The organism is Streptomyces sp. NPDC003456 (genome assembly GCF_042878735.1).
Taxonomy (GTDB): Bacteria; Actinomycetota; Actinomycetes; order Streptomycetales; family Streptomycetaceae; genus Streptomyces.
Genome location: NZ_JBIAOK010000006.1, coordinates 237,785 through 263,954 on the forward strand (window position 1 = coordinate 237,785; position 26,170 = coordinate 263,954).

General features: G+C 71.5%; 27 protein-coding genes, 1 pseudogene and 1 riboswitch. Of the genes and pseudogenes, 15 read left to right on the forward strand and 13 right to left on the reverse strand.

Features of this window, described 5'->3' with window-relative positions; translation table 11 throughout:
* The first annotated feature begins 79 nt into the window (after window positions 1–79).
* From ACFYWG_RS25395 to ACFYWG_RS25410, 4 genes are all read left to right on the forward strand, one after another.
* On the forward strand, window positions 80–487 hold the full coding sequence (locus ACFYWG_RS25395; RefSeq protein WP_389203982.1) for an NUDIX hydrolase: 408 nt from the start codon (window positions 80–82) through the stop codon (window positions 485–487).
* Between the two features lie 46 nt (window positions 488–533).
* The gene (locus tag ACFYWG_RS25400) at window positions 534–962 is read left to right on the forward strand and encodes an ATP-binding protein (protein ID WP_389203761.1); all 429 of its coding nucleotides are present in this window, start codon (window positions 534–536) and stop codon (window positions 960–962) included.
* Window positions 962–1,342 (forward strand): hypothetical protein, encoded by a 381-nt coding sequence (locus ACFYWG_RS25405; protein ID WP_389203764.1) that lies wholly within the window; start codon window positions 962–964, stop codon window positions 1,340–1,342. The genes ACFYWG_RS25400 and ACFYWG_RS25405 overlap by 1 nt, the downstream gene beginning before the upstream one ends.
* A gap of 399 nt (window positions 1,343–1,741) precedes the next feature.
* Window positions 1,742–2,335 carry a hypothetical protein gene (locus tag ACFYWG_RS25410; RefSeq protein ID WP_389203766.1) on the forward strand — a complete coding sequence of 198 codons (594 nt, stop codon included), beginning with the start codon at window positions 1,742–1,744 and terminating at the stop codon, window positions 2,333–2,335.
* Between the two features lie 89 nt (window positions 2,336–2,424).
* Here ACFYWG_RS25410 and ACFYWG_RS25415 read toward each other — a convergent pair whose 3' ends face one another.
* From ACFYWG_RS25415 to ACFYWG_RS25425, 3 genes and pseudogenes are all read right to left on the reverse strand, one after another.
* Window positions 2,425–3,723, reverse strand: a complete 1,299-nt coding sequence (locus tag ACFYWG_RS25415; RefSeq protein ID WP_319065617.1) for a serine/threonine-protein kinase — start codon at window positions 3,721–3,723, stop codon at window positions 2,425–2,427.
* A gap of 619 nt (window positions 3,724–4,342) precedes the next feature.
* A pseudogene (locus tag ACFYWG_RS25420) lies at window positions 4,343–5,035 on the reverse strand (hypothetical protein).
* Between the two features lie 299 nt (window positions 5,036–5,334).
* Window positions 5,335–5,982, reverse strand: coding sequence for a hypothetical protein (locus ACFYWG_RS25425; protein WP_389203769.1), 648 nt, complete (start codon window positions 5,980–5,982; stop codon window positions 5,335–5,337).
* 278 nt (window positions 5,983–6,260) lie between these two features.
* On the opposite strand from ACFYWG_RS25425, the gene ACFYWG_RS25430 reads away from it, so the two are divergent.
* Together ACFYWG_RS25430 and ACFYWG_RS25435 are read left to right on the forward strand one after the other, a co-directional pair.
* The gene (locus tag ACFYWG_RS25430; protein ID WP_389203771.1) at window positions 6,261–6,647 is read left to right on the forward strand and encodes a hypothetical protein; all 387 of its coding nucleotides are present in this window, start codon (window positions 6,261–6,263) and stop codon (window positions 6,645–6,647) included.
* A gap of 429 nt (window positions 6,648–7,076) precedes the next feature.
* The gene (locus ACFYWG_RS25435; RefSeq protein WP_389203774.1) at window positions 7,077–7,358 is read left to right on the forward strand and encodes a hypothetical protein; all 282 of its coding nucleotides are present in this window, start codon (window positions 7,077–7,079) and stop codon (window positions 7,356–7,358) included.
* Window positions 7,359–7,746: 388 nt separating this feature from the next.
* Here the strand turns inward: ACFYWG_RS25435 and ACFYWG_RS25440 are convergent, their stop codons facing one another.
* Window positions 7,747–8,115 (reverse strand): PIN domain-containing protein, encoded by a 369-nt coding sequence (locus ACFYWG_RS25440; protein WP_389203983.1) that lies wholly within the window; start codon window positions 8,113–8,115, stop codon window positions 7,747–7,749.
* 125 nt (window positions 8,116–8,240) lie between these two features.
* On the opposite strand from ACFYWG_RS25440, the gene ACFYWG_RS25445 reads away from it, so the two are divergent.
* From ACFYWG_RS25445 to ACFYWG_RS25455, 3 genes are all read left to right on the forward strand, one after another.
* Window positions 8,241–8,657: a hypothetical protein gene (locus ACFYWG_RS25445; protein ID WP_389203777.1), complete on the forward strand. Its 417-nt coding sequence runs from the start codon at window positions 8,241–8,243 to the stop codon at window positions 8,655–8,657.
* A 44-nt stretch (window positions 8,658–8,701) separates the two neighbouring features.
* Window positions 8,702–9,289, forward strand: a complete 588-nt coding sequence (locus ACFYWG_RS25450) for a hypothetical protein (RefSeq protein WP_385411896.1) — start codon at window positions 8,702–8,704, stop codon at window positions 9,287–9,289.
* Between the two features lie 136 nt (window positions 9,290–9,425).
* Window positions 9,426–9,641, forward strand: coding sequence for a hypothetical protein (locus ACFYWG_RS25455; protein ID WP_385411893.1), 216 nt, complete (start codon window positions 9,426–9,428; stop codon window positions 9,639–9,641).
* 11 nt (window positions 9,642–9,652) lie between these two features.
* On the opposite strand, the gene ACFYWG_RS25460 is transcribed toward ACFYWG_RS25455, so the two are convergent.
* From ACFYWG_RS25460 to ACFYWG_RS25470, 3 genes are all read right to left on the reverse strand, one after another.
* Window positions 9,653–9,877, reverse strand: a complete 225-nt coding sequence (locus ACFYWG_RS25460) for a hypothetical protein (RefSeq protein WP_383499927.1) — start codon at window positions 9,875–9,877, stop codon at window positions 9,653–9,655.
* Window positions 9,878–9,921: 44 nt separating this feature from the next.
* Window positions 9,922–10,155 carry a hypothetical protein gene (locus tag ACFYWG_RS25465; RefSeq protein WP_376326618.1) on the reverse strand — a complete coding sequence of 78 codons (234 nt, stop codon included), beginning with the start codon at window positions 10,153–10,155 and terminating at the stop codon, window positions 9,922–9,924.
* Window positions 10,156–10,220: 65 nt separating this feature from the next.
* The gene (locus ACFYWG_RS25470; protein WP_389203782.1) at window positions 10,221–11,516 is read right to left on the reverse strand and encodes a phosphatase PAP2 family protein; all 1,296 of its coding nucleotides are present in this window, start codon (window positions 11,514–11,516) and stop codon (window positions 10,221–10,223) included.
* 404 nt (window positions 11,517–11,920) lie between these two features.
* Between ACFYWG_RS25470 and ACFYWG_RS25475 the strand changes: the two genes are divergently transcribed.
* On the forward strand, window positions 11,921–12,199 hold the full coding sequence (locus ACFYWG_RS25475) for a DUF4190 domain-containing protein (RefSeq protein ID WP_376326614.1): 279 nt from the start codon (window positions 11,921–11,923) through the stop codon (window positions 12,197–12,199).
* 105 nt (window positions 12,200–12,304) lie between these two features.
* Here the strand turns inward: ACFYWG_RS25475 and ACFYWG_RS25480 are convergent, their stop codons facing one another.
* Both ACFYWG_RS25480 and ACFYWG_RS25485 read right to left on the reverse strand, forming a co-directional pair.
* Window positions 12,305–12,859 (reverse strand): CGNR zinc finger domain-containing protein, encoded by a 555-nt coding sequence (locus ACFYWG_RS25480; RefSeq protein ID WP_389203784.1) that lies wholly within the window; start codon window positions 12,857–12,859, stop codon window positions 12,305–12,307.
* Window positions 12,860–12,904: 45 nt separating this feature from the next.
* On the reverse strand, window positions 12,905–13,147 hold the full coding sequence (locus ACFYWG_RS25485) for a hypothetical protein (protein WP_389203786.1): 243 nt from the start codon (window positions 13,145–13,147) through the stop codon (window positions 12,905–12,907).
* Between the two features lie 472 nt (window positions 13,148–13,619).
* Between ACFYWG_RS25485 and ACFYWG_RS25490 the strand changes: the two genes are divergently transcribed.
* Window positions 13,620–14,402: a TSUP family transporter gene (locus ACFYWG_RS25490; protein WP_389203788.1), complete on the forward strand. Its 783-nt coding sequence runs from the start codon at window positions 13,620–13,622 to the stop codon at window positions 14,400–14,402.
* Between the two features lie 248 nt (window positions 14,403–14,650).
* On the opposite strand, the gene cobN is transcribed toward ACFYWG_RS25490, so the two are convergent.
* Window positions 14,651–18,262, reverse strand: a complete 3,612-nt coding sequence (gene cobN, locus ACFYWG_RS25495) for a cobaltochelatase subunit CobN (protein WP_389203790.1) — start codon at window positions 18,260–18,262, stop codon at window positions 14,651–14,653.
* Between the two features lie 85 nt (window positions 18,263–18,347).
* Window positions 18,348–18,421, reverse strand: a riboswitch (cobalamin riboswitch).
* 105 nt (window positions 18,422–18,526) lie between these two features.
* Between cobN and cobG the strand changes: the two genes are divergently transcribed.
* The 3 genes from cobG to ACFYWG_RS25510 are packed head-to-tail and all read left to right on the forward strand — an operon-like array spanning window position 18,527 to window position 21,971.
* Window positions 18,527–19,816 carry a precorrin-3B synthase gene (gene cobG, locus ACFYWG_RS25500; protein WP_389203984.1) on the forward strand — a complete coding sequence of 430 codons (1,290 nt, stop codon included), beginning with the start codon at window positions 18,527–18,529 and terminating at the stop codon, window positions 19,814–19,816.
* Complete coding sequence (locus ACFYWG_RS25505) at window positions 19,813–20,487, forward strand: precorrin-8X methylmutase (RefSeq protein WP_376326605.1); 675 nt, start codon at window positions 19,813–19,815, stop codon at window positions 20,485–20,487. The genes cobG and ACFYWG_RS25505 overlap by 4 nt, the downstream gene beginning before the upstream one ends.
* Window positions 20,484–21,971: a precorrin-2 C(20)-methyltransferase gene (locus tag ACFYWG_RS25510; RefSeq protein ID WP_376326604.1), complete on the forward strand. Its 1,488-nt coding sequence runs from the start codon at window positions 20,484–20,486 to the stop codon at window positions 21,969–21,971. Before ACFYWG_RS25505 ends, ACFYWG_RS25510 begins: the two co-directional genes overlap by 4 nt.
* A 10-nt stretch (window positions 21,972–21,981) precedes the next feature.
* Here the strand turns inward: ACFYWG_RS25510 and ACFYWG_RS25515 are convergent, their stop codons facing one another.
* On the reverse strand, window positions 21,982–22,749 hold the full coding sequence (locus ACFYWG_RS25515) for a cobalt-precorrin-6A reductase (protein WP_389203793.1): 768 nt from the start codon (window positions 22,747–22,749) through the stop codon (window positions 21,982–21,984).
* 30 nt (window positions 22,750–22,779) lie between these two features.
* Here ACFYWG_RS25515 and ACFYWG_RS25520 point away from each other — a divergent pair, with 30 nt between their 5' ends.
* Window positions 22,780–23,919 (forward strand): cobalt-precorrin-5B (C(1))-methyltransferase, encoded by a 1,140-nt coding sequence (locus ACFYWG_RS25520; protein ID WP_389203795.1) that lies wholly within the window; start codon window positions 22,780–22,782, stop codon window positions 23,917–23,919.
* A gap of 148 nt (window positions 23,920–24,067) precedes the next feature.
* Here ACFYWG_RS25520 and cobM read toward each other — a convergent pair whose 3' ends face one another.
* Together cobM and cbiE are read right to left on the reverse strand one after the other, a co-directional pair.
* The gene (gene cobM / locus ACFYWG_RS25525) at window positions 24,068–24,817 is read right to left on the reverse strand and encodes a precorrin-4 C(11)-methyltransferase (RefSeq protein ID WP_376326599.1); all 750 of its coding nucleotides are present in this window, start codon (window positions 24,815–24,817) and stop codon (window positions 24,068–24,070) included.
* Between the two features lie 30 nt (window positions 24,818–24,847).
* Window positions 24,848–26,047 (reverse strand): precorrin-6y C5,15-methyltransferase (decarboxylating) subunit CbiE, encoded by a 1,200-nt coding sequence (gene cbiE / locus ACFYWG_RS25530; protein ID WP_389203985.1) that lies wholly within the window; start codon window positions 26,045–26,047, stop codon window positions 24,848–24,850.
* Window positions 26,048–26,170 lie beyond the last annotated feature (123 nt).

Genomic DNA, 26,170 nt, shown 5'->3' on the forward strand with positions numbered 1-26,170 from the left:
GGGCGAGTGTTGTTGCTACGGTGGAGAGCCTAGTCAGCCGAGAGGGCCGAGGAACGTGAGCACAGAACGCCCGCACTCCGTGAGCGTCGCCGGGGTCATCGCCGACGACCAAGGCCGGGCCCTCTTGATCAAGCGCCGCGACAACGGCCACTGGGAGCCCCCGGGCGGAATCCTCGAACGTGAGGAAACCATCCCCGAAGCCCTCCAGCGCGAAGTTCTCGAAGAGACCGGCATCAAGATCGAGCTCCCTGCAACCTTGACCGGCGTCTACAAGAACATGACGGGCCTGATCGTCTCCCTCGTCTTCCGCTGCCAGGCAGCCGACGGCACCCCCACCACCGGAGACGAGACCCGCGCACTGCGCTGGGCCACCCGCGAAGAGGTCATCGAACTCGCCGACGAGGCCTACGCGATCCGCGTCCTTGACGCACTCGACGCGACGACCCCGCCGGCCGTCCGCGCCCACGACGGCGTGAAACTCGTCTAGCCCAAACCCGCTGCACATGGCGGCCTACCAGCATGAAGGAACTTGTATGCACGAGTATACGAGTACAGCCCGGGTCTGGGGACTGTCTTGCCCAGGTTTCCCGGAAGAGGTCAGCCGGGCCCGCCGCTGGACCCGGGACATCCTGCGCGGATCTCCCCTGGCCGACGACGCCGAGCTGATCGTGAGCGAGCTGAGCGCGAACGCGGTCCTCCATACCGCCAGCGGCATGCAGACGGGCAGCTTCCATCTGGCGCTCGCGGTGTCCCCTCAGGTGATTGCCCTGTCCGTCACCGACGAGGGAGGAACAGGTACCGCCCCGAAGGTCGAGCAGCCGAATGAGGATGCGGTACACGGCCGCGGCTTAGGCATGGTCAGCGTCATCGCACACCGGATCGTCGTCCACGGCAGCCACAGCGGCTACACCGTCACCGCCGAGCTCTTCACGGACATTCAGCCCGGAGGACACCCGTGTTGATGGACAAGCCTCAGAGGGGCTTCTGGTGCGAGTGCTGGACGCAGGACGTCAACGACGAGACAGGGTGGCCGACGCTCCGAGCCTCCTTCGATGCCTACTCGGCACCGCAGGCCGACAGATGGGCCGCGGTTGCCCTGCGCACAATCTCACCGGCACTCGACCCGGATGCCTTTGATGAGGCCTGGGTCTGGCTCTACGACGGCCGCATCGAGACGCGGCGAGCCCTCTTACGCATGGAACCCTGCATGGTCTCTGTAACCCACGCCAGCACCCGCATCACCTGGACGATCCGGCCGGCAGTCTTCCTGCCGTTGCTCCATCGCCAACACGCAGAACTCCCAGTCTGCGCGTACGACTTCAACCCTCGCGCCACAGACTGAGTTACAACTTTCTCTACTGGTTCAAGAGCCCGCGCACGGCGCGGGCGCGCGCCGCCTCTGCGGCGCGGCCTGCCTCCTGTCTGCGCCCCGGCTGGCCGCGCCCGGCGGCGCGCTCAGCGACCGCGGGCATGGGGTGTGAGACACCCTCTGTGGCTGGGGCGGTCGGCTCCACAGCTTTAGGCAATCACAGCAGCACGAAGACAACGACGCCAGGGAACCCCTATGATCGACTTCACTTTCAACAATACCCCAAATCACGTCAGGTGAAAGGAAAGCATGGCCGGGAATAGCCGGGACGACTTCCTCGCCGCCACAAAGAGGGCAGTGGCCAACCGGGCAGGGAACCGGTGCAGTAATCCCACTTGCCGATTGCTCACGAACAGACCCGATCCCATCCACGTGGATAAATTTCTCAATCTTGGCGTGGCAGCCCACATTCGAGCCGCAAGCCCCGGTGGGCCGAGGTACGACGCCACAATGTCACCGGAGCAGCGACGATCGGCAGAGAACGCAATCTGGCTGTGCAACACCTGCTCGAAGGTAATCGACGACTCCCCCGACGCCTTCACGGTAGACGGACTACACGCCTGGAAAGTCAATGCAGAAATGGCGGCGTCCAGAGACTCGAAGGTTACTGCCGACCATGTTGGCTCTGCGATTGTCGAGTTGGAGGCGCTACGCCTTGAGATCCTTAGATTCTCCTCCTATTGGCAGAGTTTCGACCCAACAAATGAATGGCCATCAAAATCTCCATTCGAGGAGGTCAGTCGAAACATAATCAAGCATAGCCAGTTGCGAATTGCCGCATACGAAGAGCAGCTCTCACCGCGCATTTCGGATGCACTCAGTCTTGCGATGGTAATTCTTGGGCCAGATAGCACTGAGGTGAAAAATCTCGCATCAGTATCTGAATACGCCCGAACCAATTACCTCTCTATGATGGAATGCGCTCGCGCTTTGCAGAAGGTGAAGGATGTCCTGACCATGCGCTAGCCGCCCTGCCAGTCCTTTGGTCACGTTAGTGCACTCCCTCTCAAAGTCGCCTACGACATACAGTCTCGCACGTCTATCTGTCGAGCATCCTATTCTGGAGGCAGGGCAGCCATGATTGCGGTTGGCAGCGAGTGTTGCCGCAGATAGAAGCCCATAAATCGCGCCTCATTTGGATGTTCGCGCAGGAGCGATGCAACCAACAAGATATCCTCGGCTTCTTTCATGTTCGAGACAATCGAAGCAAACATCTCACCGACGAAGAAACGATTGTGACTCGCGCCAACAATGAGGATCCTACGAAGCACTCGCCGACGAATCGCATAGTCATCATCGGGCGCGACGAATGCCACGTTGCGAAAAAACTTAGCAATAGCGTCAGTGTAGCTGAACGGGTGACTACCTTCGGAAAACTGGTCGAAGGCAGCGACTATTTGCCGAAACTCCTGCGGCGCATGCTCCTCAATCTCGCTCAGCGTCTCGATGGAAAGAGCAGGAACGAAATCCCTGTAGAAAACCTCATCGTCCGCCTTTTCGACCAGGAGCCGAGCCAGCGAGAGTGTGGCTTCCGAATCACCCTCAAGAGACTCCGCATTAAGGGCGCGCGCCCGCTCCATTGGTGGGGTCAGGTCTGGCGTGCCCGTGACGAGTAGCTCCAGCTCTTGCCGGAATTCGCTCACCGTCTGATACCTGGCAGAGGGATCCTCAGCCACAGCCCTGGTCACCAGGTACCGAAACTTTGCGGGGATCAGCTCACTCCGAAAGTAGGGGAAGGGAACTCTACCCGTAAGACAGTGATAGAAGATGCGACCAATGGATAGAATGTCCGCACTCTCGGTCACTTCATGCGCATCGTCGTACTGCTCAGGCGCCATGTAAGCGACGCTGCCAACGACAGTCCTAGATCGAGTAATGGTGGCACTATCGGAATTTACATCTCTACACAGTCCAAAGTCGGAAACAACCCACCTGCCGTTCAAATATAGAATGTTGGCGGGCTTAAGGTCGCGATGCAAAACGCCTTCACTGTGCGCAAAGTCCACAGCGTCAGCAATGGTAAGAATGATGTCGACGCTTTCCGTCTCCGTTAGCGGCCCATTGCTAAGTTCTTGTTCCAGAGACGTTTCCGCGTACGGCATCGTGAAGAGCGGCCCAGTGGGTGTTTTATATATGCGCAGGATCGGCATAATGCCGTCATGACGGAGAGTCGACTGGATTCGAACCTCTCGCTCGAATCTAGCGCGATCGGGGCTACCCTCGCTGACGTCGAGACTATCCAGCGGGCGCTTTAGAACGACAATCTCTCGCGACTGGCCTTCGCGCGCAAGCCAGACTTCGCCTTGCCCTCCTGCGCCTAGCTTGCGGATCTTGAAAAGCTTGACACCGGCCACGAGGAGTCCCCGTTCTCACAGTTGGCTTCGTCGCCCACACTGGCTGATAGCCGCATTTTAGCGGCACCAAGGACGACGGTGAGGCTTCAACTGAGTAGCCCCTGAGGCTGCGTGGGTACGACGCTGGCGCCCGCACGCGTCCGGTGCACTCAGCGTTTGAGTGTCTAGCTGCGTGACAACGACCGCGTACGGTGACGCATGCTCTGGTCGACGACATGGCAGCGTGGCTGAGGTCGGTGGGGGTGCGGCGAGACACACGCGCGCCTGATCGGTCGACGCACCCGCCGTCGTGGCTGACTGTCGTCTGCTGAGGATCAGACAACACTCCCGGCGCAGCTACGCGGAGGGACGTACGAGGCGAAGGGCCCGTGCCATTCGCGTGCCAGATCCTGCGGGGAACCACGGGGAACAGCGGGAAGTCGCCCCGGGTCCGACGAGGACTCCAACACGGCTCCGCCGCAGCTCAGCGTCACAACCGCCCCCAAGAAACCCGAGCTTCCCAAGCTGAGAGCGCGAGTTCGATTCTCGTCACCCGCTCCATGTGAAACCCCCAGGTCAGAGACCTGGGGGTTCTTTGTTATCTAGACCGGTGGACCGGTCATGCACCACAACCGCACCATTAGCTCTCGGCAGCGTCCTCACTGTGGTGCGCGGGGTCGTCCGTGTGGCACTTCGCACGCTCGACCCGCACCAGGTCGTCGAGCCCGGCCGCCACCTCCCGCTTCCGCTCCTAGTCGGAGTGCTGATAGATCAGCGCGGCCTTCTCGGAGGACTGCCCGGCACACACCATCGTGTCCTTGAGGGTGGCGCCGGAGCGGGTCGACAGGGTGTGTCTGGTGTGGCGAAGGCCGGCCAGTTCCTCCGGCGGCATCGGACCATACGCGCCCAGGTAGACCATGAGGCGCCAACGGATGCCGATGGCGTCGGCGAGAGCATCGACCTGGGCAACGGTGGCGATACGCCGTTCGGCGGCCGACTCCTTGCCCGCGCCCTTGATCCGGCACGGATTACGCGGATCAGGTCGTCGTCCACGGCCTTCTCCAGGATGGCCTTGAGGAGACAGTACGGCCTGGACTACGGCTGTCTTTGGCCCGGTGGTGCGGAGTCGCTCCACTCGCCATTCGCGGACGCGGGGAGCGGTGATCTCATCCAGGTCGAGCGGGCCGAAGGTCGGGAGGATGTACAGGCGAAGGAGATGCCTGTACAGGTCGTCGGTGCGCACGGACAGCTCCTGCTCCTCGACCCACTTTCCTACCTACACGCGGAAGTTGACTGCTCCTGCGTATGGGGCGCGCCAGTCCCCGCGGCTCAGGTACCTTCACTGCCGCACCGCACCGAAGCGGCGGCGCCTCCCCTTCTTGTTCGCCACCAGGCGGCCCTCCGAAGTGCAGGGCGACGAAGCTTGACCGGCTCGACGGTGTAGGAAGGGATGAACTCGGCAAGGGCACGATTTCCACGGCTGGCATCAACGGCGCCGGACGGAGGCGTACCGAGCGTCTCTGTCCATCCGTCGTGTCGGGGAGAAGGGGCAGCCAGAGCAAGCTGAGATCGAACTCCTCCAGTGTGGGTCGCCAGCCGCCAGACTGCCCCTCCGGTGGCTGGCCGGTGCACCTACTCGAAAGTGGGAGCGACTGCCACCAACATGGTGCTGTCTGACCACTTGTCGGCGGCAGCTGTGGTCGGGTTGATGCTGGCTTCCTCTGCGACCGTCGTCGCCCAGCAATCACCGAAGGTCGCCGCCCAGTCGCCGGCCAGGTCACTGTCGGGATCGAGTTCCTCCGGCTTCCCCGTGAGGCCGTAAGCGTCGAGGAGTCGTCGCTCGACTCCGAACGGTTCGCCCAGGGCGAGCTCCGGGTACTCACTTATCCAACGTCTGACAATCCGTCCGCGCTCGGCGATCAGCCACGCCTCCCCATCGTTCTGCTCACTGTGGAAAAAGAGTTGAGCTTTGCCGAAGTGCGTGCTCAACTCTCGGCACAGGTCAGTGACGTGCGTTGTCTGCTGCGGATAGGGCAGGCCGAAGTACGGTCCGATCACCAGGGTCCATCCCCGCACGGATGGAGTAACGACGACTGTGGAGAACGGCTGCTCCTCCTCGTGCGCCACCTCGTCGATGAGCTCCACGGCGTCGCCCCATGTGGTCTCCCGTACATCCGTCAGGCCAAGGGCCTTCACCACCCTTGCCTGATCGACGGTCTCGACCGCGAGCCATGAGAGCCAACAGGCGCGTATGAGCGGTACCGAATCGGACGTTACCATGGCGTGCATCGTAGGGCCGTAGGAGGATGACTCGTCCCTCGCCGGCGGCTGTTGCGGCACCGGACGGACGTGACGGATGCGTGCCAGGTCCCGCGGAGAACCAAGGGGAGCAGTGGGGAACAAGTGGGCAACCGCCCGGACCTCCTCTCCAGGCCCACCGCAGGTCAGAACGGTGACCGCCTCCAGAAGACCTGAGCCTTCCCAGCTGAAGTCCCATCAGCGCATCGAAGAAGGTCATTGCCGCGTCGAGGCCGACCACAGTCGTGGACGATGACCGCATGCGCTACTTCAACGGGACAGGCTGGCTCGCGATCTTCACCGGCACGGAGACGACGATCGGGCGGACAGTGCACGTGGACGCCTGGGACGAGGCAACGGGCAATGCACTTGTGGTCGATCCCAAGCGCGGTACGCGCCGCCCGGTGACCGACTACCCAGACTTCTCCCACCTTGAGCAAGCTGACCAGGTCGTGGCAGCCATCCCAGGAGGCGGATGGCGCGCATATTGGCACGACGAGGGACCGCACAACGGGCGGTTGACCGAGCAGGTGCTTGCATGGCTGGTCACGGCGAAGGGACGAGCAACACCCATCACCGTCGATGCTCACGGACACGTGGACGACGCCGAGAGCGCTGATCGCCTCATCCCGCCTGGGGAGGAGTGAGCGTCACCACCCCACCACCACAGATGGAAAGCGTGCGCCCGAACCGGCGCGCGGGGTTGAGGGGCGGCCGGCGCGCGAGTGATAGGCAGCCGCCAACGCACCATGACGTGGTGTTCTGCGACGAGGGCTACACCTTCGACGTTCGCCTACGGCCGGAGGCCACCGACGCTGAGCTGGACGGCCTGACGATGCATTCTGACCCAGTGGCAGAGTGGCCGTGATCTTCACCTTGCCGACGAGCGGCCCTGCGGTTCTGAGCGCACCATGGAGTCAGCGGCAAGGAGGCGCGCTATGAGCAAGAACCGTCGCGCTCCGGAACCACAGTCGTGGGGTCCCCGCGGTGCGCGAAGCTCCGGACCCCCGCCCGCCGCGTGGCCCGGACCACCCCAGGGTTTACCTCCGGGCCGACCCACTTACGAGAACCCGCCGGTGGCCCCGCCTCCGGAGAAGCGGCGCCGCGTCTTCTTCTGGGTCTTCCTCGCGGTCCAACTGCTGTTCCTGGCCTGGGTCATCTGGGGCGCCACGACGGCCGACGGCACGCCCGCCGAGTGCCGTGGTCTGACAGGCGACGACCAGGATCTGTGCAACGACGCGCACGACGTCGGCACGACGATCGGGGTGGGCCTGGTCATCGGCCTGTGGGTGGCTGTCGACTTCATCCTGGCTCTCACGTACGTGATCTACCGGCTCGCCACCCGGCAGCCTCGGTGATCAGGGGAACGCGACACAAGTTCAAGGTCCATGCCTCCGGGGCGGTGACTCAGACCTTCTCCGCTCGTACGGTGGATGCTCGGCAGTGAGCAGCTAGCCAGCGCACCGCTCTCGCCGCTGCCCCGGCGTTCGCATGCGCCGTCGGCCAGCTGGGCGCGCTCGGCAGCCATGGCTTCAGGGCGGCCGGGCCGTTGAACGCGTCGAAGTCCGCGAGCAGCTTGTCGAAGTTGTCCGGCTCGATCTGTCGCCGGGCGGGAAGTCAGCGTCGTCGTCAGTCGCACTGCGCGTATGCGATGCGAGACAGCACACCGACGGCGACTGCATGTACCGAGCCAGCCCCTGCGGCAGGCGGAGTTGCAACCATCTATCCGTGCCCGCGGGAGCCGCGTCAGAGGGGAAGGTCGTCGGGGAGTACCCGGAACGACTTGTGGCGGCCCAACGGGCGTACGGCCCGGAAGTCTCGTCGGTCGAGGGTCAGGATCGCGTCCGTGTCGTAGTCGGCGGCAAGCGCCACGTTCACCGCGTCGGCGAGGTCGAGGTCCAGCGCGCGGTGGCGGACGCGGACCGACTGGGCGGCACCGAGGTGGTCCTCCGTGATCTCCGGCACGACGACACGGCCTCGGCTCATCCAGCGCCGCAGGTCGTCGACCGCGCTGAGGGCGGCATCCCGGCCGAGTTCACGCGTCGCCACGTGGTCCAGGTGTACATCGATGCGGCAGTGCCCACCACTGACTACTGTGGCGTGCGCCGCTGTCAGGAGTGAATGGACCGGTTGTGTGCGGCGGGGGGAGGGAGGGGACGATGCGCGTCAGGGCTGTCCGACCGGTTCCGGGAGGGCGTGGTACGGGCGCGTCGCCGTCCGCTTGGCGGCACCTGGGGGCCATGCATCTGAGCGGGATCGTCCTGCTGCTCACCTTCCTGGTGCCGCCGCTGTGGATGGTGGATGCCGGTTACGCGGTCTCGGGCAGTGATCCCACCGGCGACGCTCCCTTTGCTCTGCTCCTCGCCGTGCCGCTCGCCTGCCTCGGTTTCCACGTGCTCGTGCAGATACCGGCCGGGCTCGCGGGCGCGTGGTGGGGCGGGAGTCGCACGGCGTTCGTTCAGTACGCCTGTGCGGTTCTGGTGGCGGGCGCCCTCGGCCTGGTCGTGTTCCTGAGCCTTGGATGGGGCCCCTGGAGCCGGCTGTGGCCGGCGTGGGCCGATGCCATGGTGCGGGGCGCACTCGGTCTGGCCGTGTACACGTGGGCCGTTCGCGCGCGGCCTGCATCGGTGCGGCGCGGCCGGCCGTCGAAGCGCTAGCTTTGAGTCTTCTGGCGGGTCTTCGTGCGAGGAAGGCAGGGGCCGTGGGCGGGAGTTGGGCCGGACTGGTCGTTGCCGTGGTGGGTGTGGTGGGGACCCTGGGCGCTGCGTTGCTGACGCAGAACCGGGCCGATCGCACCAAGCGGCTGGAGTTGCGGGCCGCCGCCGAGCAGCGGCGTGAGGAACGGCAGCACGCCGAGGCGCTGCTGCAGGCCGAGCAGGCCCAGGTGCGTCAGCGGGAGGGCCTCGAGTCGAGGCGGCGGTGCTACATCGAGCTGAACACCGCTTCCCGGCAGTTCCTGACCACCATGAACAGCTACCTGCACGCCCTTCGGCACGACGGCGATGTCGATGCGGCGCTGGCGGAGTTGGAGGCCGTCCGGCTGGCCTACCGGGACCGCTACTCGGAAGCCCAGATGATCGCGCCACGGCCCGTGCTGAACGCCTGCGGTGTGGCCAAGCACCGGCTGAACGGCGCCTACCGGAAGATCAAGCAGCAAGCGCCCGCCCTGTCCGGGGCCGCGGCCGAGCTGCAGGCGCTGGAGGACGAGCTGCACGAGCAGGTCTGGCCGTGCGTGGGGGCGCAGAAGGACGCCATGCGCGCCGACCTCGGTGTCGAGGACGCCGACTAGGACGGCGGACACCTCCCCGTGCGGCGGGCCGGACGGCCTGTCGCGCCTTCGCTTGTCCCGGCGTGGCCGTCCCGTCCGCCGGGAAGGAAGCCCTTGCGCCGTCGTCCAGGGCGGCGCCGGACCGGTCGGAGGCGTCGTGCTGGAGATTGGCCTTCTGTTCGGTGGGCTTGCGGGGATCGTGGCCGTGCTCGTCGTCGTGCTGCTGCGGCGCGGCAACCGCCCGACCGAGAACGCCGACGGGCTGCTCGTCGAGCAGGCCCGGCGCATCCACGCCCAGGAGGAGCGGGCGAGGATCACCGGCGTCGCCGTGAACGGGTTCCTGCCCGGGGACTCCGACCCCCGCCGTCCGTAGGCCGGCCGGGGTCAGGCCGTCGGGTCCGGGCCCCAGGTGTCCGGGCCCGCGCCGCGCCAGTCGATCCACGGGGCCCGCGCCACGTCCGACGGTTCTATGTCCAGGCCGGCCCGGCGCAGGAACTCCGCCACGTCGGCCAGGTTGTGGGCGAGGCCGAGGATCTCGCCGTCCACGCGCACGCGCCGGCCCCCGGTGGGTGACGGGGGGTGCACGATCACCCGGATCGGTCCGGCCATGTCTTCAGGATCGTCCTGGGCGTGTTCACCCGCATGCCGGCGCGTCATCGGGCGGTCCGGGCGGAGGTGTCCGCGGGCCGGCGGGCCAGTTCGCGCAGTTCCCACCAGGCCGCGGGGGTGGGGCGTCGCTGCCGCCAGTAGGGGTGGAAGAACGCCCGGACCGAGAGGCGGTGCAGGCGCCGGCGCAGTTCCGGGCGGCCGGGGCGGTCGGCGAGCTGACGGTAGGTGGCGCTCCACTCCCGCTGCACCCGGACGAGGTCGTCGGGAAACGTTCGCATGCTCGAATTCAATCATGTGTTCGATTTTTGGGGCCAGCGGGAGCCGGGGCGCGGCGCGGGGCGCGTCAGACGGGTTCCGGCTGGGGTTCCGGGCGCGGGGCCGGGGCGGGGGCCGGCTCCCACTTCCTGGTGGTGCGGACGTAGCCGTGGACGACGGACAGCATCGCCAGGAGGAGGACGGGGCCGGACAGCTCCGGGTAGCGGGCCAGCTGCATCGGCAGGTAGCGGTACGACAGCAGCAGGGCGACGAAGACGACCGAGCCGTAGGCGACGAGCTGGACGCCGCGCCGGTCCCAGCCGTGCCGCGTCGCACGCAGGGCCGCCTCGACGGTGAGCGCGAACACCACGCCGGCGATGAGGTCGACGCCGTAGTGGTAGCCGAAGCCGAGGGTCGCGGCGAGCGTGGTGACCAGCCAGAACGTGCCGGCGTAGCGCAGCGCCCGCGGCGCTTTGCGGGTGTGGACGAAGATCGCGACCGCCCACGCCGTGTGCAGGCTGGGCATGCAGTTGCGCGGGGTGATCCCGTCGTACGTCATGGGCTGCGGGGCCGTGAGCTGCGGTGACGTGTGCGGCCACAGGTCGGCCACGGCCCACTCGACGCCGCCCGTGCCCGAGGCGCCCGGGCCGTAGGCGAAGACGGGTCCGACGACCGGGAAGAGCATGTAGACGGCGGGTCCGAGGAGGCCGATCAGCAGGAAGGTGCGGACCAGGTGGTGGCTCGGGAAGCGGCGTTCGACGGTGACGTGGCGCAGCTGGTACGCGGCGACGACGACGGCCGCGACGGCGAGCTGGGCGTAGACCAGCTGGAGGACGTGTGTGCTGACCGGGTGGGTCGCCTCGACGATCCGGCCCGCCAGCCAGGACGGGTTGCCCAGGGCGTGGTCGGCGGTCGCGACGTACTGGTCGAGCACGGTCGGGCGGGTCTTGGCGGTGATGAACAGCCAGGTGTCACCGGTCTTGCGGGCGGCCACCAGGAGCAGGCCCAGACCCACGCCCTTCAGGAGCAGGACGCGTTCCTCGCCGGTGCGGCGGGTGACGGCGACGAAGGCCGTGGCCAGCATCACCCACAGGGCGCCGGTGCCCGCGGAGTGGCCGTCGGGCGCCTCCGCGCCGGCCGCCCAGCGCACCAGCAGCAGGACGGCGTCGATGCCGAGTGCCGCGCCGGCCGCGAGGAACCGCTGCCGCCAGGTGAGCACCACCATCATCAGCACCAGGCCGCCGTACAGCGGTCCCGGCTTGGGGGCGAGGACCAGGGCCGCGGCCTGGGTGGTGAGCGGCCCCGGTTCGCCGTACCGGCGGGCGGCGATCTCCAGCGCGGTGAGGAAGCCGAGTGCCACCACGGCGGCCGTGCCCCAGAGCACCGCGCGCCCGTACCGCCCCGTGTCCGACGAAGCTGTGCCGCCTATTCGCGAATACACGCGCGATGCTCCCGCTGTGGTCCGAGGGCCGCCGCATGCGAACGGCTGGTGTGACGGATGCGAAGCGATGGTGTCACCATCGCAAGCTCGAACATGCTAACGGCGGTGTGCATTCGGCGGCAGTGCCCCGTAGATCCCGCACCGGCACGGATCGTCGCCGGTGCCCCTTAGGTGCTTCTTGGGTGCTCCTCGGATACCTCGGATGCTCCTCGGGGCCGAGCAGCACACGGGCTCCACAGGTGAGGATCCACGGACATGGGACCGTCACACAGGGGCATTCGAAAGGCGTCAAGAGTGAGGAGAGTGCGGCCCGTTCGGTCCGTGCAACCGACAACTGGGAGTATCCAATGGCGACTTATGGTGGTTCCTCCGCCGCGTCCGGATCGCGCACCAACGGCCTGGCGATCGCGAGCCTGTGCTGCGGCATCATCGGCCTGTTCTTCCTGAACATCATCCTGGGCCCGCTGGCCATCGTCTTCGGTGCCATCGCCCGCCGCTCCGCCGGCAACGGCGCGGGCATGGCCAAGGCCGGCATCATCCTCGGTGTCGTCGACGTGGTCCTGTGGCTGATCCTGCTCGCCGTCGCCGCCAACAACGGCGGATTCAGCTGGTACGTGGGCGGCTGACGCAGCGCTCGGCAGACCCGGGTGCGCGGGCGGGCGCGGGCCGGAGACCGGCCGCCCCCCGCACCACCCGGCAGCCGCGGTCACGGACGGGCCGAACCAGGTCCGTCAGTGGGCCGCGGCTGTCTTCTTGCGCGCCCGGTAGGCCGCCGCCTTGATCTTGTTGCCGCAGGAGTCCATTCCGCACCACTGCCGGCGCATCCCGCGTGAGCGGTCGATGTAGACCCGGGTGCACTCCGGGTTGCCGCACTCCTTCAGCAGCGGCACGTCCTCGCCGCTCAGCAGCTCGACGGCGAGCCGGGCCACCGTGGACAGCGCCTCCTCGGGCGTCGCCTGCGTCCACCGGCCCGCCGGGGTGAGCTGCGGGACGGCGGGCGGCTTGCGCGCCGCGTTGTTCAGCACGGTGAGCGCCGTCTTCTCGTACTCCTCACCGAGCCGGCGGGCCGTGACCAGCCGGTAGACCGCCTCCCGTACGGTCTTCGCCTCCTCGACGTCCGCCTCGCGGCACGGGGAGACCGCGTCGACGACGCCGGACTCCACGTGCCAGGCGTTCAGCCGGTCCGGCGTCGCGAACATCTCGAACCGCACCGTCCGGCGCGCCCGGAGCGTGGCCGCGAAGTCGAGGGCCGGGTTCCCGCACACGAAGACATGGTCGAGGTTCACATCACCATCCTGGCCGGTGAGCGTTGCCGGTGGCAAGGCGGGGGATCAAAGACCCAGGTCGGCCGCGAGGCACGCGAAGACCCGCCAGGACGCCTCGGGATCGTGGCCGTACCTGGCCGGGTCGTTCGGGGCGGCGGGCCTCTCCTCGACCAGGTCCTCCGTCCGGATGCGCGCCGGCAGCGAACCGAAACGAGCACGGCGGGCCGCCGCGGCACGGTCGCCGGGGCCAGTGCCGGTGACGCCTACGTCGATGTCCGTGCCGGTGGTGTCGGTGGTGAGCTGGTCCATGACGTGGACTCCCTTCTCGGTGGAGCGAGCGGGTGAAGCCGGAGCGTCACCTGTCGAGCAGGTGGTTCGAAATCGCCGACCGCCCGGGCGAAGGCGACGGGCGCCCCTTGGGGCCGTTGCGGCCGACCCCCGGCAGGCCGCGGTCCTCGTACATGCAGGGGGGTGGTCCGGATCGAGGGGGCTCGACTGGTGCGTCACCCTGACTGTGGCACGCCTTCCGTCACCGGTCAAGACGGTGACTTCACAGATTGCACCTCGCAGATGCGAGGAACCGACACCGGCTGGACGGGTGACAGTGGTCGGGTCCGCGGACGGAGTCCTGCGGACCCGCGGTGCTGCGTATCGAGCTCGGCGCGCGGTCGCCGTCCGACGGCTCCCCTCCCGGCGGCGGGCCGCGGCGCACCGCCGCCGATACTGGCCGGACGACCCGGGCGCGCACGGCCCCGGGCGCCCGGTCGGTGCGGGAGGCGCGGTGGAGTGGGGAACCGGAGCACTGGGGTTCGCCGCCGGCGTGGTGATCTCGCTGGTCACCGCGCCCGTCGGGGTCTCCGGGGCGGTGTTCCTGCTGCCCGTGCAGCTCAGCGTGCTCGCCGTGCCGAGCCCCGCCGTCACCCCGACCAACCTGCTGTACAACGTCGTCGCCGGCCCCGGCGCGCTGCTGCGCTACCGCCGGGACGGGGTGCTCGGCGGCCCGCTCACCCGGCGGCTCGTCGCGGGGACCGTGCCGGGCGTCGTCCTCGGCGCGGTCGTCCGCGTCTTCGCGCTGCCCGGCCCGGCCGTCTTCCGGATCCTGGTCGCCGTGCTGCTGCTCCCTCTCGGGCTGTGGCTGGTCGCGCGCACGCTGCGCCCGGCCCGGCGGCGCGGGTCCGGGGAGCCGTCCGCCGGGTCGGTGAGCGCGATGGCCGTGGCGGTCGGCGTGGTCGGCGGCGTGTACGGCATCGGCGGCGGTTCCCTGCTCGGGCCGCTGCTGGTGGGCCGGGGCATGCCCGTGGCCCGGGTCGCCCCGGCGGCGCTCGCCGCGACCTTCGTGACCTCGCTGGCCGGCGCGGGCACGTACGCCCTGCTGTCGCTGACCGGCGGTGAGGACATCGCGCCCGACTGGCTGCTCGGGATCGCCTGCGGGCTGGGCGGCCTGACGGGCGGCTACCTCGGCGCCCGCCTCCAGCCCCGCCTGCCCGAGCGGTCCCTGAGGCTCCTGCTCGGCACCCTCGCCGCGTCGGTCGGCGCGCTGTACGCGGTGCAGGCCCTGCGCTGACGCGCGGCGCGGCCGAGCGGCCCCGTGGCCACCGAACGGGGCGGCGCGGAACGCCGTTCGGCCCGGCGCACCGCCGCTGAACGCCTGACGCAGCGGCACGGCACGCCAGAACAGCGGGACGACGACCGCGGAGCGGACGAAAACACCAGCGCGGCGCCGAGAGCAGCCCCGCGACGACCGCGCGGCGGACGGGCGCCGGTGCGTGCCGGCGCTCCACCGTCAACGCGCGTGCCGCCGCCCGGGCCGGTTCAGTCCTCGCCCTCCAGGTCGCCCTCGGTCTCCAGGTAGACCTGCCGCAGCGCGTCCAGCACCGCCGGGTCCGGCTTCTCCCACATGCCGCGCGACTCCGCCTCCAGCAGCCGCTCGGCGATGCCGTGCAGCGCCCAGGGGTTGGCCTCCTGGAGGAACTCGCGGTTGGCCGGGTCCAGGACGTACGCCTCGGTGAGCTTGTCGTACATCCAGTCGGCGACCACGCCGGTCGTGGCGTCGTAGCCGAAGAGGTAGTCGACCGTGGCGGCGAGTTCGAAGGCGCCCTTGTAGCCGTGGCGGCGCATCGCCTCGATCCACTTGGGGTTGACGACCCGGGCGCGGAAGACGCGCGAGGTCTCCTCGACCAGGGTGCGGGTGCGGACCGTCTCCGGCCGCGTGGAGTCGCCGATGTACGCCTCGGGCGCCGTGCCGCGCAGCGCGCGGACGGTGGCGACCATGCCGCCGTGGTACTGGAAGTAGTCGTCGGAGTCGGCGATGTCGTGCTCGCGGGTGTCGGTGTTCTTCGCCGCGACCGCGATCCTCTTGTACGCCGTCTCCATCTCCTCCCGGGCCGGGCGGCCGTCCAGTTCACGGCCGTAGGCGTAGCCGCCCCACACCGTGTACACCTCGGCGAGGTCGGCGTCGGTGCGCCAGTCGCGGGAGTCGATCAGCTGCAGCAGGCCCGCGCCGTAGGTGCCGGGGCGGGAGCCGAAGATGCGGGTGGTGGCGCGGCGTTCGTCGCCGTGCTCCGCGAGGTCGGCCCGGACGTGGGCGCGCACGTGGTTGGCCTCGGCCGGTTCGTCCAGGGAGGCGGCCAGGCGGACCGCGTCGTCCAGCAGGCCCACGGTGTGCGGGAACGCGTCGCGGAAGAAGCCGGAGATGCGCAGCGTGACGTCGATGCGCGGGCGGCCCAGCTCCTCGTACGGGACGGGCTCCAGGCCCGTGACGCGGCGGGAGGCGTCGTCCCAGACGGGGCGCACGCCCAGCAGGGCGAGGGCCTCGGCCACGTCGTCGCCGGCGGTGCGCATGGCGCTGGTGCCCCACAGGGACAGGCCGACGGACGTGGGCCACTCGCCGTTGTCCGTGCGGTAGCGCTCCAGGAGGGAGTCCGCGAGGGCCTGGCCGGTCTCCCAGGCCAGGCGGGAGGGGACGGCCTTGGGGTCGACGGAGTAGAAGTTGCGGCCGGTCGGCAGGACGTTGACCAGGCCGCGCAGCGGGGAGCCGGACGGGCCCGCGGGGACGAAGCCGCCGTTCAGGGCGTGCACGGCGTGGTCGATCTCGCCGGTGGTGGCCGACAGGCGGGGGACGACCTCGTCGGCCGCGAACCGCAGGATGGCCGCGACCTGTTCGGCGCGCCCGGCGTCGACTCCGGCTGCCACCACGGCGGGGACGGCGGCCGGGTCCCAGTCCGCGTCCTCCATGGCCTGGACCAGGGCGCGGGCCTGCTCCTCGGCCGCGTCGGCGGTGGTGCGGGTCGCGGCGGACTCGTCCAGGCCGAGGGCCTCGCGCAGACCGGGCAGGGCGGTGGTGCCGCCCCAGATCTGGCGGGCGCGCAGGATGGCCAGGACGAGGTTGACGCGGTCGGCGCCGGCCGGCGGGTTGCCCAGGACGTGCAGGCCGTCGCGGATCTGGGCGTCCTTGACCTCGCAGAGCCAGCCGTCGACGTGCAGCAGGAAGTCGTCGAAGCCGTCGTCGTCCGGGCGGTCCTCCAGGCCGAGGTCGTGGTCGAGCCGGGCGGCCTGGATGAGGGTCCAGATCTGGGCGCGGATCGCGGGGAGCTTGGCCGGGTCCATGGCGGAGATCTGGGCGTACTCGTCGAGGAGTTGCTCCAGGCGCGCGATGTCGCCGTAGGAGTCGGCGCGGGCCATGGGCGGCACGAGGTGGTCGACGAGGGTGGCGTGCACGCGGCGCTTGGCCTGGGTGCCCTCGCCCGGGTCGTTGACCAGGAAGGGGTAGATCAGCGGCAGGTCGCCGAGGGCCGCGTCGGGGCCGCAGGCGGCGGACAGGCCGGCGTTCTTGCCGGGCAGCCACTCCAGGTTGCCGTGCTTGCCGAGGTGGATCATCGCGTCGGCGCCGAAGCCGCCGTCCTCGGCGCGGGCCGCGATCCAGCGGTAGGCGGCGAGGTAGTGGTGCGACGGCGGCAGGTCCGGGTCGTGGTAGATGGCGATGGGGTTCTCGCCGAAGCCGCGCGGCGGCTGGATGAGGATCAGCAGGTTCCCGAACCGCAGGGCGGCCAGGACGATGTCGCCCTCCGGGTTGCTGCTGCGGTCGACGAACATCTCGCCGGGCGCCGGGCCCCAGTGCTCCTCGACCGCCGTGCGCAGTTCCTTCGGCAGCGTGGCGAACCAGCGGCGGTAGTCGGCGGCCGGGATGCGCACCGGGTTGCGGGCGAGCTGCTCCTCGGTGAGCCACTCCTGGTCGTGTCCGCCGGCCTCGATGAGGGCGCGGATCAGCTCGTCGCCGTCGCCGGAGACCAGGCCGGGGATGTCGGCGTCGCCGAAGTCGTAGCCCTCCGCCTTCAGCCGGCGCAGCAGGGCGACGGCGCTGGCGGGGGTGTCCAGGCCCACCGCGTTGCCGATGCGGGAGTGCTTGGTCGGGTAGGCGGACAGCACCAGCGCCAGGCGCTTGTCCGCGGCCGGGATGTGCCTCAGCCGGGCGTGGCGTACGGCGATGCCGGCGACGCGGGCCGCGCGCTCCGGGTCGGGCACGTAGGCGGGCAGGCCGTCGGCGTCGATCTCCTTGAAGGAGAACGGGACGGTGATGAGGCGGCCGTCGAACTCGGGGACGGCGATCTGGGTGGCGGCGTCGAGCGGGGAGACGCCCTCGTCGTTCTCCTCCCAGGAGGCGCGGGAGCCGGTCAGGCACAGGGCCTGGAGGATCGGCACGTCCAGGGCGGCGAGCGCGCCCGCGTCCCAGGACTCGTCGTCCCCGCCCGCGGAGGCGGTGGCCGGCTTGGTGCCGCCGGCGGCGAGGACGGTGGTGACGACGGCGTCGGCGGAGCGCAGGGCGTCGACCAGTTCGGGCTCGGGGGCCCGCAGGGACGCCACGTACAGCGGCAGGGGGCGCCCGCCCGCGTCCTCGACGGCGTCGCACAGGGCGGCGACGAACGCGGTGTTGCCGCTCATGTGGTGGGCGCGGTAGTAGAGCACGGCGACGGTCGGGCCGTCGCCGGGGCGGGCCTCGCGCTCCAGCGGGCCCCAGGTCGGGGCGGCCGCCGGGGCCTCGAAGCCGTGGCCGGTGAGCAGGACCGTGTCGGACAGGAAGCGGGCGAGCTGCTCCAGGTTGGCCGGGCCGCCGTGGGCGAGGTAGGCGTGGGCCTCGGCGGCGATGCCGACGGGGACCGTGGAGGCGGCCATCAGCTGGGCGTCCGGGGCCTGTTCACCGGTGAGGACGACCACCGGGCGGCCGTCGGCGAGGAGCAGGTCGAGGCCGTCCTGCCAGGCGCGGATGCCGCCGAGGAGGCGGACGACGACGAGGTCGGCGCCGTCGAGGAGGCCGGGCAGGTCCTCCAGGGGCAGGCGGGAGGGGTTGGCGAAGCGGTAGGGCACCGGGCCGTTCGCCGCACGGGCGCTGAGCAGGTCGGTGTCGGACGTCGACAGCAGGAGGATCATGCGGCGTCGGCCTTCCTCGGGGTGTCCGCGCCCCGGGTGGTGGTGTGGGGCCCTGGCTCCTGCGGAGGGGGGAGCCGGGGGAAGGGAGTTCCTGACTTGCCCGGGTTGTGGCCGGGTTCACAGTGGCGGGACCGCGCCGGAATCACACCGGGCTTCCTCCCCTGGTCGCCGTGGTGGCGGTGGTGACGGACCTGATGATCCGCCGACGAGCATAGTAAGGGGCAGGGGAAAAGGGCAGAGCGTACAGCCGGTGTGATGGTCGGTATGCTCGCCGCCATGTCCACGGCTGCCCCCCGTCCATCGCCCCAGGCCACAGCGGCCTCACGGGTCCGCGGTGACGCATGCCCGGGCACCCTGCGGCTGCACGAGGCGGACGACGGGGCGCTGGCCCGGGTCCGGGTCCCCGGCGGTGTGCTCACCGCCCCGCAGGCCCGTGCCCTCGCGGAGGCGGCCGGGCGGCTGGGCGACGGGGAGGTGCATCTGACCTCGCGCGGCAACGTGCAGTTGCGCGGCCTGCGGGAGGCGTGCGGAGCGGAACTGGCCGAACTGCTGGACGCGGCCGGGCTGCTGCCGTCGTACGCGCACGAGCGGGTGCGCAACGTCGTCGCCTCGCCGCTGTCGGGGCTGGACGGGCGCGGCTCGCGGGACGTGCGGTCCTGGCTGACGGAACTGGACGCGGCGCTGTGCGCGAGCGTGTCCGCGACCGCGCTGTCGGGCCGTTTCCTGTTCGCGCTCGACGACGGGCGCGGGGACGTGGCCGGGCTCGGCGCCGACGTGACCGTGCGGGCCCTGCCCGGCAACGAGGCGGTGCTCGCGCCGGGTTCGGGCGACGAGGTGCTGTACGTGTCCGGGGACGACGCGGCGCGGGCCGCGCTGCTCGCGGCGGAGGCGTTCGTCGACGTCGTGCGCGACAGTGGGGCCCGGGTGTGGCGGGTGGACGAACTCCCTTGCGGGCGGGAGGTGTTGCTTCGTGCGGTCCGCGACCGGCTGGCCGGGTCGGGAGTCGGCTTCCGGGACGGGGTGCGGGAGGCCGCCGAGGGCGCGGGGCCGCCGTCGCCGGGGGCCGTCGGGTCCGCCCTGATCGTGCACGTCCCCCTCGGCCGTCTGACGGCCGCGCAGTGGCGGGAGGTGACGGAGGTGGCCGACGGGGAGCTGCGGCTCACGCCGTGGCGCTCGGTGGTCGTGCCCGCCGGTACGGGCGACCCGGCGGCCGCCCTGTCCCGGCTGGCGGACACCGGCCTGGTCACCGATCCCGGCTCGCCCTGGCTGCGGGTCGGGGCGTGCATCGGCCGGCCCGGATGCGCCAGGTCCCGGGCGGACGTCCGGGCCGACGCCGCCCGCACGCTGGCCGCCGCCGGCCGGTCCGCCCTCCCCTTGTACTGGTCGGGCTGCGAACGCCGGTGCGGGCACCCCCGGGGCGGCCGGATCGACGTGGTGGCCGCGCCCGGCGGCGGCTACGAGCTGACCGCCGCCGAGCCCGGCCGGCCGGCGCGCACCGCCCTGCTGGACGATCCGTCCGACCTCGCCACCGCCCTGGCGGCGATCACCCCATGAGCCGTATGCCGACGACCGAGAGCAGCGAGAACACCACCGTGACCACGTACGACTACGAGAAGGACGGCGCGGCCATCTACCGCCGGTCCTTCGCCACCATCCGCGCGGAGTCGGACCTCGCGGGACTGCCCGCCGACGTCAGCCAGGTCGCGGTCCGGATGATCCACGCCTGCGGCATGGTGGACCTGGTGCGGGACCTGGCCTACTCGCCCGCGGTGGTGGCCCGGGCCCGGGAGGCGCTGCGCGCCGGGGCGCCCATCTTCTGCGACGTGCAGATGGTGGCCAGCGGCGTGACCCGCAAGCGGCTGCCCGCCGGCAACGACGTGCTGTGCACCCTGTCCGACCCGTCGGTCCCCGAACTCGCCGCGAAGCTGGGCACCACGCGCAGCGCCGCCGCGATGGAGCTGTGGCGGGACCGGCTGGAGGGCTCGGTCGTCGCCGTGGGCAACGCGCCCACCGCGCTGTTCCGGCTGCTGGAGATGATCGACGCGGGGGCGCCGAAGCCCGCCGCCGTCATCGGTGTCCCGGTCGGGTTCATCGGGGCCGCCGAGTCCAAGGAGGCCCTGGCCGCGCACCCGTCCGGCCTGGAGCACCTGGTCGTCCGGGGCCGTCGCGGAGGCAGCGCCATCGCCGCCGCCGCGCTCAACGCGATCGCGAGTGAGGAAGAGTGAGCGGGAAGCTGTACGGGGTGGGGCTCGGCCCCGGTGACCCGTCCCTGATGACCGTACGGGCCGTCGAGGTCATCGCCGAGGCGGACGTGATCGCGTATCACAGCGCCCGGCACGGGCGGTCCATCGCCCGCTCGATCGCGGCGCGGCACATCCGCGCCGACCACATCGAGGAGAAGCTGGTCTACCCGGTCACCACCGAGACCACCGACCATCCCGGCGGCTACCAGGGCGCCATGGACGACTTCTACGCCGAGGCGTCCGAGCGGCTCGCGGCCCATCTGGACGCCGGGCGCACGGTCGCGGTCCTCGCCGAGGGCGACCCGCTGTTCTACGGCTCCTACATGCACATGCACAAGCGGCTCGTCGGCCGCTACGACACCGAGGTGATCCCCGGCGTCACCTCGGTCTCCGCCGCCGCGGCCCGGCTGGGCACACCGCTGGCCGAGGGCGAGGAGGTGCTGACGATCCTGCCGGGCACGCTGCCCGAGGAGGAGCTGACGGCCAGGCTCGCCGCGACGGACGTGGCGGTCGTGATGAAGCTGGGCCGCACCTTCCCCAAGGTGCGGCGCGCGCTGGAGGCCTCGGGGCGGCTGGCGCGGACGCGGTACGTCGAGCGGGCCACCATGGGCGGGGAGCGGCTGGCCGAACTGGCCGACGTGGACCCGGAGTCGGTGCCGTACTTCTCGGTCGCGGTGCTGCCGAGCCAGGTCGACGCCGAGCCCGTCGCGCGGGAGCGGGGCGAGGTCGTCGTGGTGGGCACCGGGCCCGCCGGGCCGCTGTGGCTGACGCCGGAGTCGCGGGGGGCGCTCGCCGCCGCCGACGACCTCGTCGGGTACACCACCTACCTCGACCGGGTGCCGGTGCGGCCCGGGCAGCGGCGGCACGGCTCCGACAACCGGGTCGAGTCCGAGCGTGCCGAGTTCGCGCTGCAACTGGCGCAGCGGGGGCGGCGGGTGGCCGTGGTCTCCGGCGGCGACCCCGGGGTGTTCGCGATGGCGACGGCGGTGCTGGAGGTCGCCTCGCAGAAGGAGTATGCGGACGTGCCGGTGCGGGTGCTGCCCGGGGTGACCGCGGCGAACGCCGCCGCCGCCCGGGCCGGGGCGCCGCTCGGCCACGACTACGCCACCCTCTCCCTGTCCGACCGGCTCAAGCCGTGGGAGGTGATCGCCGAGCGGCTGCGCGCGGCGGCCTCGGCGGACCTGGTGCTGGCGCTGTACAACCCGGGCTCGCGCAGCCGCACCTGGCAGGTGGGCAAGGCCCGCGACCTGCTGCTGGAGTACCGGGACCCGCAGACGCCCGTGGTCGTGGCCCGGGACGTCGGCGGTCCCGGCGAGCGGGTCCGCGTCGTCCCGCTCGGCGAACTGGTCCCGGAGGAGGTCGACATGCGCACGATCCTGCTGGTCGGCTCCACGCAGACCAGGGTGGTCCGCCGGGGCGACGGCGAGGAGATCGCCTGGACACCCCGCCGCTACCCGGAGGACTGACACCGGCGACCTAGGGTCTGTCGTTGCGGTCCCCGGCCGCCCGCCGGGTGATCCAGGCGGCGGCCGCGGGGGCGTCCGCGACCACCGGGACGTCCTCGGGGACCGGAGGTCTGCGGACCACCACCACGGGGACGCCCGCCTCCCGCGCCGCGGTCAGTTTCGGTGCCGTGGCCGTGCCCCCGCTGTCCTTCGTCACCACCACGTCGATCCGGTGCCGGCGCAGCAGCGCGCGTTCCCCGTCGAGGGTGAACGGGCCCCGGTCGAGCAGCACCTCCATGCGGGGCGGGTGCGGCGGCGCGGGCGGGTCGACGGACCGTACGAGGAACCACGGGCCGTCCAGGTCCGCGAAGGCGGCCAGGCCCATCCGGCCGGTGGTGAGGAACACCCGCCGGCCCAGCGCGGGCAGCAGCGCCGCGGCCTCGTCCAGGGAGGCGGCCTCGTGCCAGTCGTCGCCCGGCACGGGGACCCAGCCGGGACGCCGGAGCGCGAGCAGGGGAACATGGGCGGTGGCGGCGGCCCGCGCCGCGTGGAAACTGATCGTCCCGGCGAAAGGGTGCGTGGCGTCGATGAGCGCGTCCACCTCATGCTCGCGCAGCCAGGCGGCGAGCCCCTCGGCCCCGCCGAACCCGCCCACCCGCACCTCGCCGGGCGGCAGCCGGGGCGCGGCGACCCGTCCGGCCAGGGAGTTCGTCACCCGCGTGCCGGGCGGCGCGCCCGCCGCGAGGAGCTCGGCGAGGCGGCGGGCCTCCGTGGTCCCGCCGAGAATGAGTACGTGCACGACAGTGCTGTCCCTTCCGAGGAGCAGGCCGTGACCGGCCAGGCAGAGGGCGGTCGCAGCGCCCAACTCAAGCACACCGGTCTGCGGGCCGGCTGGACGACCGGTGCCTGCGCGACCGCCGCGACGACGGCCGCGTACACCGCCCTGCTCACCGGCGAGTTCCCCGACCCGGTGACGATCACCCTGCCCAAGGGGCAGACCCCGGCGTTCGCGCTGGCGGCGGAGGAGCTGACCGGGGCGTCGGCGATGGCGGGCGTCGTGAAGGACGCCGGTGACGACCCGGACGTCACGCACGGCGCGCTGGTGCGGTCGACCGTGCGGCTGCTGCCCGCGGGGTCCGGGGTGGTCTTCCGGGCGGGCCCCGGGGTGGGCACGGTCACCCGTCCGGGCCTGCCGCTGGCCGTCGGCGAACCGGCCGTGAACCCGGTGCCGCGCCGGATGATGCGCGACCACGTCGCGGAGGTCGCCGGCCGGCACGGCGGCACCGGGGACGTGGAGATCACGCTCTCCGTCGACCACGGCGAGGAGATCGCCCGCTCCACGTGGAACCCCCGGCTGGGCATCCTGGGCGGGCTGTCCATCCTCGGCACGACCGGCATCGTCGTGCCGTACTCCTGCTCGGCGTGGATCGACTCCATCCGGCGCGGCGTGGACGTGGCCCGGGCGGCGGGGCGCAGGCACGTGGCCGGCTGCACGGGCTCGACCTCGGAGAAGACCGTCGTCGCCGAGTACGGGCTGCCCCTGGACGCGCTGCTCGACATGGGCGACTTCGCGGGCGCGGTGCTGAAGTACGTCCGCCGCCACCCCGTGGACCGGCTCACCCTCTGCGGCGGCTTCGCCAAGCTGTCCAAGCTGGCGGCGGGCCACCTGGACCTGCACTCGGCCCGCTCCCAGGTCGACAAGGGCTTCCTGGCGGGGCTGGCCCGCCGGGGCGGGGCGGACGAGGCGCTGGCCGCGCGGATCGCCGACGCCAACACCGGTCTCGCCGCCCTGCAGTTGTGCCAGGCGGCGGGGGTCCCGCTGGGCGACCTGGTCGCGGCGACGGCCCGCGACGAGGCCCTGGCGGTCCTGCGCGGCGCCCCGGTGGCGGTCGACGTCCTGTGCATCGACCGGGCCGGGACGGTGGTGGGACGCAGCGAGGTGGCGGGCCCGGGCTCCGGCCGGTCCTGAACCCCGGCCGGCGTCCCGGCCGTTGCCTGCGGCCCGATCCCCCACCCGACCCCGAATCCCGACCCGCTCCCGCATCCCGGCCGCGGCCCGGAGCCGGCACTCCGCGCGTGGCCGTCCCCCCGGCCGTCCCGGATTCCGCCCGGGTGCCTCAGCAGGTGTGGCGGTCGCGTTCCGGTGAGTACAGGTGGCTGTCGCGGAAGTGCTCCGCGCCCAGGGTGCGGCCGACCATGATGACGGCCGTGCGCAGCACCCCGGCCTCCTTCACCTGCCCCGCGATCTCGTCGAGCGTGCCCCGCAGGACCAGTTCCTCGGGGCGGGAGGCGTAGGCGACGACGGCGGCGGGGCAGTCGGCGCCGTAGTGCGGCAGCAGCTCCGCCACGACGCGGTCCACGTACCGGGCGGCCAGGTGCAGCACGATGAGCGCGCCGCTGCGGCCGAGGGTGGCCAGGTCCTCGCCCTCGGGCATGGCGGTGGCCTGCTGGGCGATGCGGGTGAGGATGACGGTCTGGCCGACGGTCGGCACCGTCAGCTCCCGCTTCAGCGCGGCCGCGGCGGCGGCGAAGGCCGGCACGCCGGGCACCACCTCGTAGGGGACCCCGGCCGCGTCCAGCCGCCGCATCTGCTCGGCGACCGCGCTGAACACCGAGGGGTCCCCGGAGTGCAGCCGGGCCACGTCGTGGCCCTCCTCGTGGGCGCGCACCAGCTCGGCGGTGATCTGGTCCAGGTCGAGCCGCGCGGTGTCCACCAGGCGCGCGCCGGGCGGGCACTCGGCCAGCAGTTCGCGCGGCACCAGGCTGCCCGCGTACAGGCAGACCCGGCAGGCGGCGAGCGTCCGGGCGCCGCGCACCGTGATCAGGTCGGCGGCGCCGGGGCCGGCACCGATGAAGTACACGGTCATCTGTCTGCTCCTGGAAGGGTCGGAGGGTTCCTACGCGTCCTTGCGCACGGCCCACTGGGTCACCGGCATCGCCTGCCGCCACCCGGTGAAGCCGCCCACGGGCACCGCGTGGGACACGGCGAGCCGCACCAGCTCGCCGCCGTGGCGCCGGCAGGCGTCCGCGAGCAGCGCCTCCGACTCCAGCGTCACGGTGTTGGCCACGAGCCGCCCGCCGGCGGGCAGGGCCGCCCAGCAGGCGTCGAGAAGCCCGGGCGCGGTGAGCCCGCCGCCGATGAACACCGCGTCCGGGGGCGGCAGTTCGGCCAGCGCGTCCGGCGCGGCACCGGTGACGACCCGCAGGCCGGGCACGCCGAGCCGCTCGGCGTTGCGCTCGATGCGCGCGGCCCGCACCGGGTCGCGCTCCACGCTGACCGCCCGGCAGGAGGGGTGGGTGCGCATCCACTCGACGGCGATGGAGCCCGACCCGCCGCCGACGTCCCACAGCAGTTCGCCGGGGGCGGGGGCGAGAACGCCCAGGGTGACGGCCCGGACGTGCCGCTTGGTGAGCTGCCCGTCGTGCTCGTACGCCTCGTCCGGCAGGCCCGGAACGGCACCCAGGCGCGGGGCGTCCGGGGCGCGGCGGCACTCCACGGCGACGATGTTCAGGGGGTCTCCGGGCGGGAGGGCCCAGCCGTCGGCGGTGACGGGGCCGCTCACCCGCTCCCCCGGGCCGCCGAGCTGCTCCAGCGCCCGCAGGCGGCTGGGCCCGAAGCCGCGGTTGCGCAGCAGGGCCGCGACCTCGGCGGGGGTGTCCGCGCCGGCGCTCAGGACGAGGATGCGCCGCCCCTCGTGCAGGGCGGCGGCGAGGCGGGCCGCCGGGCGGCCCACCAGTGTGACCACCTCGGTCTCCTCGACGGGCCAGCCGAGCCGGGCGCAGGCGTGGGACACCGAGGAGGGGTGCGGCAGCACGCGGACGGGCCCGTGCACCTCGGTGAGGGTGCGTCCGATGCCGTGGAACATGGGGTCGCCGCTGGCCAGGACGGCGATCCTGCGGCCGGCGTGCGCGGCGAGCAGGCCGGGCACGGCCGGGCGCAGCGGCGAGGGCCAGGCGACGCGTCTCCCGGCGCACTCGGGCGGCAGCAGGTCCAGCTGGCGGGGGCCGCCGACGAGGACCTCGGCGTCGAGCAGCACGGCACGGGAGCCGTCCGGGAGTCCCGCCCAGCCATCGGCACCGATCCCGACGACGGTCACGGCGGCCGGCGCGGCGGGGTCGGCGGGGCGTTCGCGGGTCACGGCTCGGTTCCTCGGGTCTCGGGGGACGGCTTCGAGGCACTTTACGGGGCGGTGGCCTGCGCTCCCGCGCTCGGGTGCGCC